Annotated in this window: 15 protein-coding genes; 9 read left to right on the forward strand and 6 right to left on the reverse strand. The window is 75.3% G+C overall.

The features are described 5' to 3' along the window. The first annotated feature begins 87 nt into the window (after positions 1-87). The 3 genes from GQ466_RS25080 to GQ466_RS25090 are packed head-to-tail and all read left to right on the forward strand — an operon-like array spanning position 88 to position 3,013. Positions 88-1,101 carry an AAA family ATPase gene (locus GQ466_RS25080; protein WP_161105477.1) on the forward strand — a complete coding sequence of 338 codons (1,014 nt, stop codon included), beginning with the start codon at positions 88-90 and terminating at the stop codon, positions 1,099-1,101. Next, positions 1,098-2,069, forward strand: coding sequence for a DUF58 domain-containing protein (locus tag GQ466_RS25085; RefSeq protein ID WP_161105478.1), 972 nt, complete (start codon positions 1,098-1,100; stop codon positions 2,067-2,069). The genes GQ466_RS25080 and GQ466_RS25085 overlap by 4 nt, the downstream gene beginning before the upstream one ends. Continuing rightward, on the forward strand, positions 2,066-3,013 hold the full coding sequence (locus tag GQ466_RS25090) for a VWA domain-containing protein (RefSeq protein ID WP_161105479.1): 948 nt from the start codon (positions 2,066-2,068) through the stop codon (positions 3,011-3,013). Before GQ466_RS25085 ends, GQ466_RS25090 begins: the two co-directional genes overlap by 4 nt. Here the strand turns inward: GQ466_RS25090 and GQ466_RS25095 are convergent. Beyond that, positions 3,010-3,777, reverse strand: coding sequence for a rhomboid-like protein (locus tag GQ466_RS25095; RefSeq protein ID WP_161105480.1), 768 nt, complete (start codon positions 3,775-3,777; stop codon positions 3,010-3,012). The genes GQ466_RS25090 and GQ466_RS25095 overlap by 4 nt on opposite strands. A gap of 488 nt (positions 3,778-4,265) precedes the next feature. On the opposite strand from GQ466_RS25095, the gene GQ466_RS25100 reads away from it, so the two are divergent. Both GQ466_RS25100 and GQ466_RS25105 read left to right on the forward strand, forming a co-directional pair. Continuing rightward, entirely contained in the window at positions 4,266-4,877 is a 612-nt protein-coding gene (locus GQ466_RS25100) for a methyltransferase (protein ID WP_161105481.1), read from the forward strand. Continuing rightward, positions 4,874-5,458, forward strand: coding sequence for a TrmH family RNA methyltransferase (locus tag GQ466_RS25105; RefSeq protein WP_161105482.1), 585 nt, complete (start codon positions 4,874-4,876; stop codon positions 5,456-5,458). Before GQ466_RS25100 ends, GQ466_RS25105 begins: the two co-directional genes overlap by 4 nt. An 11-nt stretch (positions 5,459-5,469) precedes the next feature. Here the strand turns inward: GQ466_RS25105 and GQ466_RS32490 are convergent, their stop codons facing one another. Next, entirely contained in the window at positions 5,470-5,688 is a 219-nt protein-coding gene (locus GQ466_RS32490) for an EF-hand domain-containing protein (protein ID WP_161105483.1), read from the reverse strand. A gap of 117 nt (positions 5,689-5,805) precedes the next feature. Here GQ466_RS32490 and GQ466_RS25115 point away from each other — a divergent pair, with 117 nt between their 5' ends. Continuing rightward, positions 5,806-6,723, forward strand: a complete 918-nt coding sequence (locus GQ466_RS25115) for a glycerophosphodiester phosphodiesterase family protein (RefSeq protein WP_161105484.1) — start codon at positions 5,806-5,808, stop codon at positions 6,721-6,723. Positions 6,724-6,799: 76 nt separating this feature from the next. On the opposite strand, the gene GQ466_RS25120 is transcribed toward GQ466_RS25115, so the two are convergent. Beyond that, positions 6,800-7,069: a type II toxin-antitoxin system prevent-host-death family antitoxin gene (locus tag GQ466_RS25120; protein WP_161105485.1), complete on the reverse strand. Its 270-nt coding sequence runs from the start codon at positions 7,067-7,069 to the stop codon at positions 6,800-6,802. 89 nt (positions 7,070-7,158) lie between these two features. Here GQ466_RS25120 and GQ466_RS25125 point away from each other — a divergent pair, with 89 nt between their 5' ends. Beyond that, a complete protein-coding gene (locus GQ466_RS25125) occupies positions 7,159-7,800 on the forward strand; it encodes a ClpP family protease (protein WP_237418330.1) in 642 nt (213 codons plus the stop codon). 199 nt (positions 7,801-7,999) lie between these two features. Beyond that, positions 8,000-8,344: an RNA polymerase-binding protein RbpA gene (locus GQ466_RS25130; protein ID WP_103566595.1), complete on the forward strand. Its 345-nt coding sequence runs from the start codon at positions 8,000-8,002 to the stop codon at positions 8,342-8,344. A 236-nt stretch (positions 8,345-8,580) separates the two neighbouring features. Here GQ466_RS25130 and GQ466_RS25135 read toward each other — a convergent pair whose 3' ends face one another. From GQ466_RS25135 to lnt, 3 genes are all read right to left on the reverse strand, one after another. Further along, positions 8,581-9,093 (reverse strand): FxsA family protein, encoded by a 513-nt coding sequence (locus GQ466_RS25135; protein ID WP_161105486.1) that lies wholly within the window; start codon positions 9,091-9,093, stop codon positions 8,581-8,583. Between the two features lie 131 nt (positions 9,094-9,224). Further along, on the reverse strand, positions 9,225-9,977 hold the full coding sequence (locus GQ466_RS25140) for a polyprenol monophosphomannose synthase (RefSeq protein ID WP_161105487.1): 753 nt from the start codon (positions 9,975-9,977) through the stop codon (positions 9,225-9,227). Positions 9,978-9,983: 6 nt separating this feature from the next. Continuing rightward, on the reverse strand, positions 9,984-11,609 hold the full coding sequence (gene lnt / locus GQ466_RS25145) for an apolipoprotein N-acyltransferase (protein ID WP_161105488.1): 1,626 nt from the start codon (positions 11,607-11,609) through the stop codon (positions 9,984-9,986). 546 nt (positions 11,610-12,155) lie between these two features. Between lnt and GQ466_RS25150 the strand changes: the two genes are divergently transcribed. Next, entirely contained in the window at positions 12,156-12,926 is a 771-nt protein-coding gene (locus GQ466_RS25150; protein WP_161105489.1) for a bestrophin-like domain, read from the forward strand. Positions 12,927-13,309: the final 383 nt, after the last annotated feature.

The following is a 13,309-nucleotide window of genomic DNA, read 5'->3' on the forward strand; positions in this document are numbered from 1 at the left end:
CCCGGGTAGGACCCGCCCCAACGGAGATCGCGTAGGGTCGGAGAAGCTCCCGCCGCACCCGCCGAGGACCAGTGAGGGAAACCGCCGATGACCGTCGCCGCGCACGACGCCGACCGGGCAGCAGGGCTGCTGCGCGACACGCTCGCCGAGGTGAAGAAGGTCATCGTCGGGCAGGACCACATGGTCGAGCGGCTCGTCGTGGCGCTCCTGGCGCGCGGGCACTGCCTCATCGAAGGGGTCCCGGGCGTCGCCAAGACCCTCGCCGTCGGGTCCCTGGCCCGCGTGGTCGGGGGGACGTTCGCGCGGCTGCAGTTCACGCCCGACCTCGTCCCGTCCGACATCGTCGGGACCCGCATCTACCATCCGTCCACCGAGCAGTTCGACGTCGAGCTCGGCCCGGTGTTCGTGAACTTCGTCCTCGCCGACGAGATCAACCGCGCGCCCGCCAAAGTGCAGTCGGCGCTGCTGGAGGTCATGGCGGAACGGCAGGTGTCGCTCGGCGGCACCACCTACCCGCTGCCCGAGCCGTTCATCGTCCTGGCGACCCAGAACCCCATCGAGTCCGAAGGCGTGTACCCGCTGCCGGAGGCGCAGCGCGACCGGTTCCTCATGAAGATCGACGTGGAGTACCCCGGCGCGCACGACGAGCTGGAGATCCTGCGGCGCATGAGCGTCGACCCGCCCGCCCCCGACCGCGTCCTCGACCCGGCCGGGCTCGCCGACCTGCAGCGCGCCGCCGACACCGTGTCGGTCCACGAACTCGTCGCCGACTACATCGTCCGGCTCGTCATGGCCACCCGCGACCCCGCCCAGTACCACCTGCCCGAGTTGCGCGACCTCATCGACATCGGCGCCAGCCCCCGCGCCACCCTCGGCCTGGTGTCGGCCGCGCGCGCCCTGGCGCTGCTGTCGGGACGCGACTACGTCCTGCCCGACGACGTCCGCGCCGTCGCCCGCGACGTCATGTCCCACCGCATCGTCCTCACCTTCGACGCCCTCGCCGACGGCGTCGACACCCGCGACGTCGTCCGGCAGATCCTCGCGACCGTCCCCCCGCCCCGCGTGGTGTGGAACCACGGCGCGGGGGTGACCCCGGCATGACCGGCGGCGACGACGAACGCCGGCGGGCGCGGCGTCTCGCCCCCGGACCGGGCCTGCGGCGCCTGCACCTGGCCGTCACCCGCCGCCTCGACGGGCTCCTCAACGGCGAGCACCTCGGCCTGCTGCCCGGCCCCGGCACCGAACTCGCCGAGGCGCGCCTGTACCAGGCCGGTGAGGACGACGTCCGCCACATGGACTGGGCCGTCACCGCCCGCACCACCAACCCCCACGTCCGCGACCTCGTCGCCGACCACGAACTCGAGGCGTGGGCGCTCGTCGACCTCACCCCCAGCATGGACTTCGGCACCGCGCACCTCACCAAACGCGACCTCGCCGCCGCAGCGCTCGCCGCCGTCGGGTTCCTCACCGTCCGCCTCGGCGACCGCGTCGGCGCCTACCTCCACACCCCCGCCGGGCTCCGCCGCCAGCCCGCCCGCACCGGACGCCCCGCCCTCTACGCCCTCCTCCACACCATCCTCACCACCCCCATCCAACCCGCTCCCACCGCCCCCGCCACCCTCGGCGCCGCCCTCACCGCCCTCGCCTCCGGGCAGACCCGCCGCGGCCTGCGCGTCGTCATCTCCGACTTCCTCCCCCAACCCGGCGACGACCCCGAACACCCCCCGTGGGAACGCCCCCTGCGCCGCCTCACCGCCCGCCACCAGGTCCTCGCCGTCGAGATCATCGACCCCCGCGAACTCGACCTCCCCGACATCGGCCTCCTCGACATGACCGACCCCGAGACCGGCGCCACCCACGAAATCGTCCTCGACCGCCGCACCCGCCAGAAATACGCCCGCGCCGCCGCCGCCCACCGCGCCGCGACCCGCGCCGCCCTCCGCCGCGCCGGCGCCCACCACCTCGTCCTGCGCACCGACCGCGACTGGATCGCCGACATCGCCCGCTTCGCGCTCCGCCAGCGCCGCGCCGCCGGACGCGCCATCGCCGCGCCGGGGGTGCGCGCATGACCTTCCTGTCGCCCGAACGGCTCTGGCTCCTCGCGCTCCTGCCGCTCCTGGCCGCCGCGTACGTCCTCCTGCAACTCCGCCGCCGCACCTACGCCGTCCGGTTCACCAACCTCGCCCTCCTCCAGCACGTCGCGCCCCGACGCCCCGGCTGGCGCCGCCACATCGCCGCCGCCCTGTTCCTCGCCATGATCACCCTCATGACCGTCGGGTTCGCGCGGCCCGCCGGGAACGTCAAAGTCCCCCGCGACCGCGCCACCATCATGGTCGCCGTCGACGTGTCCCTGTCCATGATGGCCCGCGACGTCACCCCCTCCCGCCTCGACGCCGCCAAGGACGCCGCCAAGAAGTTCATCCAGGACCTCCCCGCCCGCTTCAACGTCGGCGTCGTCGCGTTCGCCGGAAACGCCAACCTCATCGCCGCGCCCACCACCGACCGCGCCAACGCCATCGCGTCCCTGGACCGCCTCACCCTCGCCAAACGCACCGCCATCGGCGAAGCCGTCTTCACCTGCCTCCAAGGCATCAGCTCCTTCGACGAACAAGCCCGCCAAGACCCGCCGCCCGCCCACATCGTCCTGCTGTCCGACGGCGACAACACCACCGGACGCTCCGTCCAGGAAGCCGTCGACGCCAGCCGCGCCGCGCACGTCCCCGTCTCCACCATCGCGTTCGGCACCCCCTACGGCACCGTCGACATCGAAGGCGAGACCACCAGCGTCTCCGTCAACAAAGAGACCCTGCGCACCCTCGCCGAGAGCACCGACGGGAAAGCCTACGAAGCCGCCGACGCCGGGCAGCTCAGCGACGTCTACACCCACATCGGCAGCTCCCTCGGCTTCACCACCGAGCACCGCGACATCACCGCCCGCTTCACCGGCCTCGCCCTCCTCCTCGCCCTCGGCGCCGCCGGAACCTCCCTCTTCTGGTTCTCCCGCCTCCCCTAACCCGCCCGCAACCGGCACGGCTCCGCGCACGGCAGGCACCCCGCCACGCTCGGCGGACGCCGCGGCGGCGCCCACCACAGCAGCACCGCGCCCGCCGCCAGCCCGCACAGCGCCGCCAGGACGTGCCCGACGTCCCACAACGTCCCGCCCCGCACCAGCGGCGCCGCCACCGCCACCGTCACCAGCGCCGCCCCCGCCACCCGCACCCGGCCCCGCATCAGCAGCACCGCCCCCGCCAGCTGCGCCACCATGATGTACGACACCCCGACGTCGGTCGTCACCGCCAGCCACGCCGGAGCCCGCCCCGACTCCAACGCCCCCGTCTCCACCACCGCCGTCAGCAACGACCCCAGCACATGCCCCGCCAACCCGATCACCACCGACCGCGGCGTCCCCCACCGCCGCTCCCCCCACGCCACCACCGTCACGAACACCAGCACGTAAAGCACCAGCCCCTGCCCCTTGTCCGCCACCCACAACGCGCTGTTCGCCAGCGCCCGCAACGGCTCCCGGTGCAGATTCGCCAGATTCGTCGACTGCAACGTCGTCAACAACTCGATCAACCGCGGCGGCGCCGACTCCTGCACCAGCGTCGACGCCGTGAACACCGCCACGTACGCGAACGTCGCCGGCGCCTCCAGCACCCACGCGTGCGCCGCCCGCGTCCACGGCGCCAACACCCCCACCAACCGCCCCGCAGGCCCCCACACCGCACCCAGCCCCCGCAGCGCGTACCACGCCGCGACGACCGCGGCCACACCCATGACCATCCCCGCACCCAACGTCCGGCCCCCCTGCCCGTCGACCACCGCAGCGTCCCACCCGCCCCCTCCCCCACGCCCGCACCGACACGACCCGCCCGAACCAGTCCGCGCCCGCACCGCGACACCGCCGACCGCACACGAACCGGTCCGCACACGAACGCGAGCGCGAACCCCGGTCAATCCGGCGCGGCCTCCCCGCCGACCGGCCCGCGCCGACGCGCACGCCATGCTCCTGTCCCGCGGGACGAGCCCGTGCCCGCCGGCCCGCTCACGGATCGGCGCCCGGCGGCGGTCTCGGCGAGGGAGAACCCGACGCCGCCGCCGGGCGGTTCCCCGGCGGTCGGTACGGCAGACGCTGCCCGCTGCCCCGCCCGTGGACGGACGTGCGCGCGAAGCGGCGACGTCCGCGCCCCGTCCGTGCCCCGTCTGCGCCTGTCGGGCCGCGCGGCGGACGGGCGGGCGTCCCCGGACTGGTACGGTCGGCCGACGTGGGAGATCACTACTTCGCGCCGCGGCCCGGCCTGCCCGCCCGGCCCGGCGCCGTCGACCTGGTCCTGCCGGACCTGCACCTGCGGCTCGCGACCGACCGCGGCATGTTCTCCCCCGGCCGCGTCGACCCCGGCACCCGGATCCTGCTGGAGACCGTCCCGCCGCCCCCGCCCACCGGGCACCTGCTCGACCTCGGCGCCGGGTACGGCCCCATCGCCCTCACCATGGCGGCACGCTCGCCGCAGGCGAGCGTCTGGGGAGTGGACGTCAACGAACGCGCGCTCGACACGGCGAGGTGCAATGCCTCCACCGCCGGGCTTGACAATGTAAGGTTCATACTGCCGGACGAGGCCGACCCCGGCGTCCGCTACGCCGCGCTCTGGTCCAACCCCCCGATCCGCATCGGCAAGGCCGCCCTGCACGACCTGCTCGGCACCTGGCTGCCGCGCCTGTCCCCCGGCGCGACCGCCCACCTCGTCGTCCAGAAGCACCTGGGCGCCGACTCCCTGCACCGGTGGCTCGACGCCTCCTACCCCACCGAGCGGATCGCGTCCCGCGCGAACTACCGCGTCCTCGCCGTCACCGCACCCCGAGAAGGAACCGCCCGATGACCAGCCCGCAGGCCGGCGCGAGCACCGGCGCGCAGCCCGGACGCCGCCAGCTGCGCCCCACCGACGTCAAGCGCCTCAACCGCGGGTGGCGCCGCCGCACCGAGGCCCGGCTCGGGCTGCTCGCCGAGTCCGTCACGCAGCCGTTCAACGTCGGGTCCCTGCTGCGCAGCGCCGCGGTGTTCGGCGTCGAGCACCTGTGGCTCGCGGGGAACGCCACCTCCCCCGACCACCGCAACGTCGCCAAGACCGCGCTCGGCACCGAACGCCTCGTCCCCTGGACGCACGCCGGGACCGCCGCCGACGCCGCCGCGGCGATCCGGGAGGCCGGGCTGCGGCTGGTCGCGATCGAGCTGACCGCCGACGCCGTCCCGCTGCACGACGCGCCCCTGGACGGCGACGTGTGCCTGGCCGTCGGCGGCGAGGACCACGGGGTCTCCCCCGCGCTGCTCGCCGCCGCCGACGCCGTCGCCTACATCCCCCAGACCGGGCGCGTGGGGTCCCTCAACGTCGCCGTCGCCGCCGCGATCGCGCTCGCCGAGGCGCGCCGCCGCGAATGGGCCGCAGGCCCGCCGCCCGCCTGAGCCCCCCGGGGTCAGGCGGACAGGCCGTCCATCAGCGCCGCGAACTCCTCCAGCGAGATCCGCCCGTCGCGGTCCCGGTCGGCCTGGACGACGACCTCCACCGCCCGCGTGTCGGAGATCTCCCGGCCCAGCGCCGCCATCAGGCCCTTCAGCTCCGCCGGGGAGATCCGGCCGTCCCCGTCGACGTCCACCAGCTCGAACGTCGCCCGGTACTGCTCCACATCCGCCATCCGCGCGTGCTCCTTCCTCGATGCCGTAACAGGTGCGGGGGTGACGGTAGCAGTCCCGCACCTGTCCTTTACAAAGTAAGTCACGGGGCGCGGCGGGGACCCGCGATAATCGGGGGCGTGCCGCCCAGCTACGCCTTCCTCGACCACCCCGGCCCCATCCCCTTCGCCCACCGCGGCGGCGCCGCCGGACGCCCCGAGAACTCCATGGCCGCCTTCGGGCGCGCCGCCGAACTCGGCTACCGCTACCTGGAGACCGACGCGCGCGCCACCGCCGACGGCGTCGTCGTCGCCTTCCACGACCGCACCCTGGACCGCGTCACCGACCGGACCGGGCCGCTGGCCCGCCTCCCCTACGCCGAGGTCGCGCGCGCCCGCGTCCACGGCACCGAGCCCGTCCCCCGCATGGACGACGTCCTCGGCTCCTTCCCCGGCGCCCGCGTCAACATCGACCTCAAGGACGCCGCCGTCATCGGCCCCCTCATCGAGGTCCTGCACCGCACCCGCGCCTGGGACCGCGTCTGCATCACCTCGTTCTCCACCCGCCGCCTCGCCCAGTTCCGCGCCCGGCTGCCGCTCTACACCGACCGGGACGTCTGCACCGCCCTCGGCCCCCGCGACCTGGTCACCCTGCGCGCCCTGTCGGCCGCCGGACGGCCCGGGCCGCGCCGCGAGCGCCTGGCCGCGCTCGCCGCCGCCGGCGTCGCGTGCGCGCAGGTCCCCGCGTCCCTCGGCCCGCTGCGCGTCGTCACCGCCGGGTTCGTCGCGCAGTGCCACGCCCTCGGCCTGAAGGTCCACGCCTGGACGATCAACGACCAGCCCACCATGCACCGGCTCCTGGACCTCGGCGTGGACGGCATCATGACCGACGAGCTGGTCACCCTCCGGCACGTCATGTCCGCGCGCGGCGTGTGGCGGCACGGCCCGCCCGCCGTCCGGCCCACCCCGCCCCCCGCGACGCCCCCCGCAACTCCTCCGACGGCGCCTCCCGCCGCACCGCCCGCAGGGCCTCCGGCGGGGCGCCCGTCCGGCACCTGAGCGGTGCCCAGGACGACAGGGTGGTCGACACCGTGGCCGGCACGGTGACCGGCACTGTGGCGGGCAGGGACGCGGGTCAGCGGCCGAAGCCGGGCGGACGGCGCAGCTCGGCCGCCACGCGCAGCGGACGCTGCGGCGCGCGCTCCTCGGCGGGCGGCGCCGCGCTCGTGCGGGTCAGGTCGATGCGCTGCTCGCGCAGGCTGCGCAGCAGTTCCAGGTCCTCGGCCGACACCAGGGCGGCCATCGGCCGCCCCCGCCGGGTGAGCAGGACCGGGTCGCCGGTGTAGGCGACCCGGTTGACCAGATCGGCGAACTGGGCGCGCGCTTCCGTCACCGGGATTTCCACGGATTCATCGTATAGCGAACCGCCCTGGCCTTCCCGGCCCACGAACTGTACGTTTCGTACGTCCGCGACGCGTACAGAACGTACAGTTCATGGGAGGCACCGCCATGCACCGTCCCGACGGGGACCGCCCGCCGCTGTTCACCGGCCGCACCGCCGCGCCCGCCGAGGCCCCGCCGCGCGGCGACGAGCCGATCTTCCAGCGGCTGCTGGAGCGGCGGATCGTGTTCCTCGGCCAGGAGATCGACGACCGCGTCGCCAACCGCGTCGGCGCGCAGCTCCTGCTCCTGGCCGCCGACGACGCCGACCGCGACATCACCCTCTACGTCAACTCCCCCGGCGGCGTCGTGGACGCGGGCCTGGCGATCTACGACGTGATGCAGTTCGTGCCCAACGACATCGCGACCGTCGGCCTCGGGCTGGCCGCGTCGATGGGCCAGATGCTGCTGTGCGCGGGCGCGCCCGGGAAGCGGTACGCGCTGCCGCACACCCGCGTGATGATGCACCAGCCGCACGGCGGCATCGGCGGGACGGCGTCCGACGTCCGGATCCAGGCCGAGCAGTCCCGCTACCTGCGGCGCGTCCTCGCCGAGCGGACCGCGTTCCACACCGGGCAGCCGCTGGAGCGCGTCGAGGCCGACGGGGAGCGCGACCGGTGGTTCACCGCCGAGCAGGCCCGCGAGTACGGGTTCGTCGACCACGTCGTCGACACCACCGACCGGGTCGGGTCGTGACCGGCGCCGCCCGGCCCTGACCGCGATCCGGGACGGGCGCCCGTCCCGGACGAGTGCCGCGAACCGGGCGCCCGAAACCGGACACCTCGTCTCCGAGTCCGCAAACGGCAGGGTTGGAACGGCCTCCGGACGGGAATCTTGTGACCGGATCCAGCGTTGGCATGGACGACACCGCAAGCCGTCTGGGAGGCACGTGACGATGGCCGAGCGCGCACTTCGCGGCACCCGACTCGGAGCGACGAGCTACGAGAACGATCGCAACACCGACCTGGCCCCGCGCCAGGAGGTGGACTACACCTGCGGCAAGGGCCACCGGTTCACCGTGACGCTCGCCGCCGAGGCCGAGGTGCCCATGACATGGGAATGCCGGAGCTGCGGCGCGACCGCGCTCCGGGTGGACGGGGAACTGCCCCAGGCCAAGAAGGGGAAGCCCGCCCGCACCCACTGGGACATGCTCATGGAACGCCGCACCGTCGAGGACCTGGAGGAAGTCCTCGCCGAACGCCTGGCGATCCTGCGGGCGGGCCGCCGCAAGAGCGCCTGACCCGCCCGACCGAACACCGACTTCGGGGTCCGCACCGCGCAAGGTGCGGACCCCGACGCATGTCCGCGGCAGACCGACCGCGGGCACAGCACGGCCGGTTGTGGCCGCACGCCCTGGCGAAACCCTCCGCCGCCCGACCGCCGCACGCCAGCGGCAGCCGGGCGGCGGCGTAGGCGAGCGGACGCTCGGGCCGCAACGGGCGCGACCGGCCGCATGGACCGGGGCTGGCGGGACGGTCAGGGGCGGGCGGGGAGGCCGCCGTCGGTCGGCGGGTCGTCGCGGATCACCTCGCCGCGCACCACCGGGCCGCGCGGCGCGTCCCCGGCGGACGGGCCGAAGCCGGGCGGGAACGCGCCGCCGAACGGCGCCGGGCGCGGCAGGGCCCCCGCGCGGCGCGACGCCCACGACAGGAACGCGCGCCGCACCAGCGGGCGCGTCCACGGCAGCACGACGAGCGCGCCGAGGACGTCGGTGACGAACCCCGGCGTGAGCAGCAGCAGGCCGCCCGTCATGACCAGGGCGGCGTCGCCGACCTCCCGGTCGGGCAGCGCGCCGGTGCGGGCGGCGTCCTGCAGCGCCCGCCAGGCGCGGCGCCCCGCGCGGCGCACGATCCAGCCGCCGAGCGCGGCGGAGGCCAGCAGCAGCGCGAACGTCCACCAGCCCCCGATCAGGTGGGCCGCGCCGGCGACGGCGAGGACCTCGGCGACCGGGAGCAGCAGGATCGCGGCGAGAACGGGACGGGACGGCATGGCTCCAGCCTCGGGCGGTCGGCGCGGGACGCGTCCCGCCCGGGACGCGCCCCCTTCACACCGCGTTCAACGCGGCGGACCCCCGGAACGTTTCCGGCATCCATCGGCCGACGCCGCGGCCGGCGAGCCGGTCAGCGGCGGAAGCGCTCGGCGCGGGCCTCCACGCCCCACCGCGCGACCCGCCACGCCGCCTCCAGGATCACGTCGCCGCTCATCTTGCTCTGCCCGTGGATCCGCTCGCGGAAGGTGATCGGGACCTCCGCGACGCGCAGGCCCTGCCGCAGCGTCCGCAGCGCCAGGTCGATCTGGAAGCAGTAGCCGCGCGACGCGACGCCCTCCAGCCCGATCTTGTCCAGGGTCGCGGCGCGGAACGCGCGGAACCCGCCGGTCGCGTCGTGGACGGGCACGCTCAGCACCAGCCGCGCGTACACGTTCGCGCCGCGCGACAGGACCTCGCGGCGGCGCGGCCAGTTCACGACCTTCCCGCCCGGCACCCACCGCGACCCGATGACGAGGTCGGCGTCGCGCAGCGCGCCGAGCAGCCGCGGCAGTTCCTCGGGCTGGTGGGAGCCGTCGGCGTCCATCTCGACCATGACGTCGTAGCCGTGCTCGGCGGCCCACCCGAACCCGGCGATGTAGGCGGCGCCCAGGCCGTCCTTGGCGGTGCGGTGCAGGACCTTCACGTGGTCGTCGCCGGCGGCGAGGGCGTCGGCGAGGTCGCCGGTGCCGTCGGGGCTGTTGTCGTCCACGACGAGGACGTCGACGTGCGGGACGGCCGCCCGGACGCGGCCCACGATGGACTCGATGTTCTCCCGTTCGTTGTAGGTCGGGATGATCACCAGGACCGTGCCCAGGTCCGGCGTCCCGTCCGCCGCAGTCTCCATCGCCTGTCAGTTCCCCTCGTTGTCTCGTCGCCCCCGCGCCGCGACGCAGGCCGCCCCCACGGCCAGCACGGCGACGGCGGTGAGCGCGTCCTCCGGAAGCGCGCCGAGCCGGTCGGCGAGCGTGCGCCCGGTGCGCGCGGGCATCGTCGCGACCTGGACGTCGGGCGTGAACTCCCGCGACCGCGCCACGACCCGCCCGTCGGGAGCCACGATCGCGCTGATGCCGCTCGTCGCCGCCACCAAGATCGTACGACCATGCTCGACCGCGCGCAGCCGCGACATGGCGATCTGCTGCGGCGGAAGGCTCGTGCGGCCGTAGGTGGCGTTGTTGGTCTGCACGACGAGCATCTGCCCGCGCGCGACATCGCGGACCTCCCGGTCATAGGCGACCTCGAAGCAGATGACGTCCCCGATCGTGATCGGACCGAGCCGCATCACCCCCGACCGGGTGCCGTGCGCGAAGTCGCGGGGGACGCGGTCGAACCGGGTGATCAGCTTCGTCAGCAGCGGACGGAACGGGATGTACTCCCCGAACGGGACGGGGTGGCGTTTGACGTAGTAGTCGCCGGGCCCGGAGACGGGGTCCCACACGATCCCGCGGTTCTCGACCTTGGTGCCGTCGGCGCTGTCGACGAGCGCGCCGACCAGCACCGGCACCCCGACGTCCTTGACGGCCTCGTCGATCGCCGCGTACGCGTCGGTCTCGGCGTAGGGGTCCAGGTCGCTGGCGTTCTCCGGCCACACCACCAGGCTCGGCCGCGCGACCGCCCCCTCCCGGATGCGGGCGGCGAGCTCGTGGGTGCGGTTGACGTGGTTGGTGAGGACGGCCTTGCGCTGCCCCTCGAAGTCCAGGCCGAGGCGCGGGACGTTGCCCTGCACCACCGCGACCGTCACCGGCCGCCCGCCCGTCGGGACCGGGACCGCGCGCGCCGCCGCGCCGAGCGCCGCGACGGCCGCGAGCGCGGCGGCGGCGCCGAGCAGCGCGCTCCGGCCGCGCCCCTGCTCCCGCGCCGCGACGGTCCCGAGCGCGGCGGCGGCCAGCAGCCCGCCCGCCAGCGCGGTCGCGAACGTGACCAGCGGCGCGCCGCCCACCGCCGCGTACGGGGTGAGGGGCGTGCCGGTCTGGCTGAACGCCAGCCGCGCCCACGGGAACCCGCCGAACGGGACGCTGCCGCGCACCAGCTCCTGCGCGACCCACAGCGCCGCCGTCCACACCGGCCAGCCGCGCAGCCGCCCCACGACCGCGAACCCGGCCGTCATCGGCGCGAAGTACAGGGCCTGGACGAGGCTGAGCGCGACCCACCCGTCCTCCCCGACCCGCGCGATGCCGGTGAGGACGGGCAGGAAGAACGCCGCGCCCGACAGGAACCCCAGCCACGCCGCCGTCCGCGCCCGCAGCCCCCGCACCGCGAGGACCAGGACCGCGACCGCGACCGGCGCAGTCACCGCCCACCCCAGCGGGGGGAACGCCGCGAACAGCAGCGGCCCGGCCGCGACGGCGGCGACGGTGCGGGGCCAGCCCGCCCGCCCGCCGCGGCGCAGCCCGTCCCACCGGCGCGCCCACCGGCCGCGGCGGGCCGGGGGCGGCGGCCCGGCGTCCGGGGGGCTGCCCGCGAGGGTGTCCTGCGTCACCGCGCGTCCTTCCTGTCGCTCTGCGGGAACGCTACCGGGGACGCGCCCGCACCACGACCGGGACCGGGCGTCGACGGAGGAGGCGGGCGCAATCCGCGCGGGGCACGGAAGAGGACCCGTGGCATCCGTCGGGCCGGACACGCCTCACAGGCGGTGAGAACGAGGATCCGTTTTCTACTGGATGCCGCGGGTCCTTCCCGGGTCCAACCCCCGCGCGATCGGGCGGCTCCACCCAGAAGGCCCCGGAGCCCGCACCTGGCTCGTTGGCGCGGGGTGGGCGGCGTCGTGAGCGGCCGATCGGTGAGTCCGTGCTGGACCCGAGCAAAACTATCCGGTTCACCGGCCTTGTCAACCACCGCGCGCGACCCGAGCGGACCCGTCCGCGCAGGTCGCGCGCGGATCGCGGCGGACCGAAATCGGCGCGGGCGAGACGGCCGGAACGCGCCACCGCAAAAGGCAGCGCCGCGACTGATGGTGAAACTATAGTAACCCTCAGTTAACCCCTGTGTCGGTTTCCCGGCACCTTCACCCCCGGAAGAGAGGGTCATGCCCGTCTACCTCCTCGCCGCGCTCTGCGCCGTCGCGGTCGTGCTGCTGGCCGGCCGCCTCGCGCGCAGGATGCGGCTCGGCGACGAGGACGCCGCCGCCGACGGCCCCACCAACGCCCACGCCGGCTCCATGCTGTCGGCGCTGTTCCTCGCCGCGTTCGCCATCGCGATCGTCGTCCCGTGGACGACCACCGACGCCGCGCGCCTCAACACCTTCGCCGAGAGCCAGGCCATCGTCGAGGCGACCTGGACCACCACCCGGCTCCCCGCCGCCGAGGGCGCCCCGCTGCGCGACGCGCTCACCGGCTACGCCCGCTTCGTCCGCGACCGCGAATGGCCCCGCATGCACGACGGCCGCATGAACCCCGCCGGCGACACCGCCCTGGACGACCTGCGCCGCCGCGCCATCGCCCTGCCCACCGACAAGGGCGACGAGCAGAGCGACGCCCGCACCGCCCTGCTCGACCAGATCGCGCAGATCTCCACCGCCCGGCACCAGCGCGGCATGGACGCCCGCAGCAGCCCGCCCGGCTGGCTCCTCGTCATCACCATCGCGACCGGCCTCGTCGTGGTGCTGCTGCCGTTCCTGTCGGGCGCGCGGCCCCGCGGCTGGACGCTCGTCCCGCTCGGCATCATGGCCGGGCTCCTCGGCGTCGGCGTGTGGCTCGCCATCGACATCTCCCACGTCTTCGCCGGAGCCCTGGCCGTCAAGCCCACCGCGTTCACCGCCGCGCTCGCCGAGATCGCCCGCATCGGCGCGGGCGGCTGACCGTGCCGCCCACGACCCCGCCCCCGCCCGACCCCGAACCGGGCCCCACACCGCACCCCTCACCCGGCGCGGCGCGCGACACCGCGCACACGCCGTCCCCGCCGACGCGGGCCGACGCCCAAGAACACGCGCGAGCCGACACGCAGAAGCAGCCGCACGGCCGGACACCCGACCGGACGCCGGACCACGCGCGCGATCGGACGCGCGGTCGAATGCGCGGTCGGACGCCGCGCGGCGGGTGGCGCGGGGTACTGCGCCTTGCGCGGATCTGCCTTACGTGGATCCGCCGGGCGCGGATCCGGCCGACGCGGATCCGGCCCGCGTGGATCCGGCCGGGCGTGCGGCGCGTCCTCGCCGTGGCCGGGGTGCTCGCCGTCGCGCCG

This window comes from Actinomadura rayongensis, assembly GCF_009831215.1.
Classification (GTDB): domain Bacteria; phylum Actinomycetota; class Actinomycetes; order Streptosporangiales; family Streptosporangiaceae; genus Spirillospora; species Spirillospora rayongensis.

Coding starts and splice junctions, on each gene's coding strand:
- GQ466_RS25080 (WP_161105477.1), top strand. CDS start 88: ATGACCGTCGCCGCGCACGACGCCGACCGGGCAGCAGGGCTGCTGCGC.
- GQ466_RS25105 (WP_161105482.1), top strand. CDS start 4,874: ATGACCAGCCCGCAGGCCGGCGCGAGCACCGGCGCGCAGCCCGGACGC.
- GQ466_RS25085 (WP_161105478.1), top strand. CDS start 1,098: ATGACCGGCGGCGACGACGAACGCCGGCGGGCGCGGCGTCTCGCCCCC.
- GQ466_RS25095 (WP_161105480.1), bottom strand. CDS start 3,777: ATGGGTGTGGCCGCGGTCGTCGCGGCGTGGTACGCGCTGCGGGGGCTG.
- GQ466_RS25135 (WP_161105486.1), bottom strand. CDS start 9,093: ATGCCGTCCCGTCCCGTTCTCGCCGCGATCCTGCTGCTCCCGGTCGCC.
- GQ466_RS25125 (WP_237418330.1), top strand. CDS start 7,159: ATGGGAGGCACCGCCATGCACCGTCCCGACGGGGACCGCCCGCCGCTG.
- GQ466_RS25140 (WP_161105487.1), bottom strand. CDS start 9,977: ATGGAGACTGCGGCGGACGGGACGCCGGACCTGGGCACGGTCCTGGTG.
- GQ466_RS25130 (WP_103566595.1), top strand. CDS start 8,000: ATGGCCGAGCGCGCACTTCGCGGCACCCGACTCGGAGCGACGAGCTAC.
- GQ466_RS25090 (WP_161105479.1), top strand. CDS start 2,066: ATGACCTTCCTGTCGCCCGAACGGCTCTGGCTCCTCGCGCTCCTGCCG.
- GQ466_RS25150 (WP_161105489.1), top strand. CDS start 12,156: ATGCCCGTCTACCTCCTCGCCGCGCTCTGCGCCGTCGCGGTCGTGCTG.
- GQ466_RS32490 (WP_161105483.1), bottom strand. CDS start 5,688: ATGGCGGATGTGGAGCAGTACCGGGCGACGTTCGAGCTGGTGGACGTC.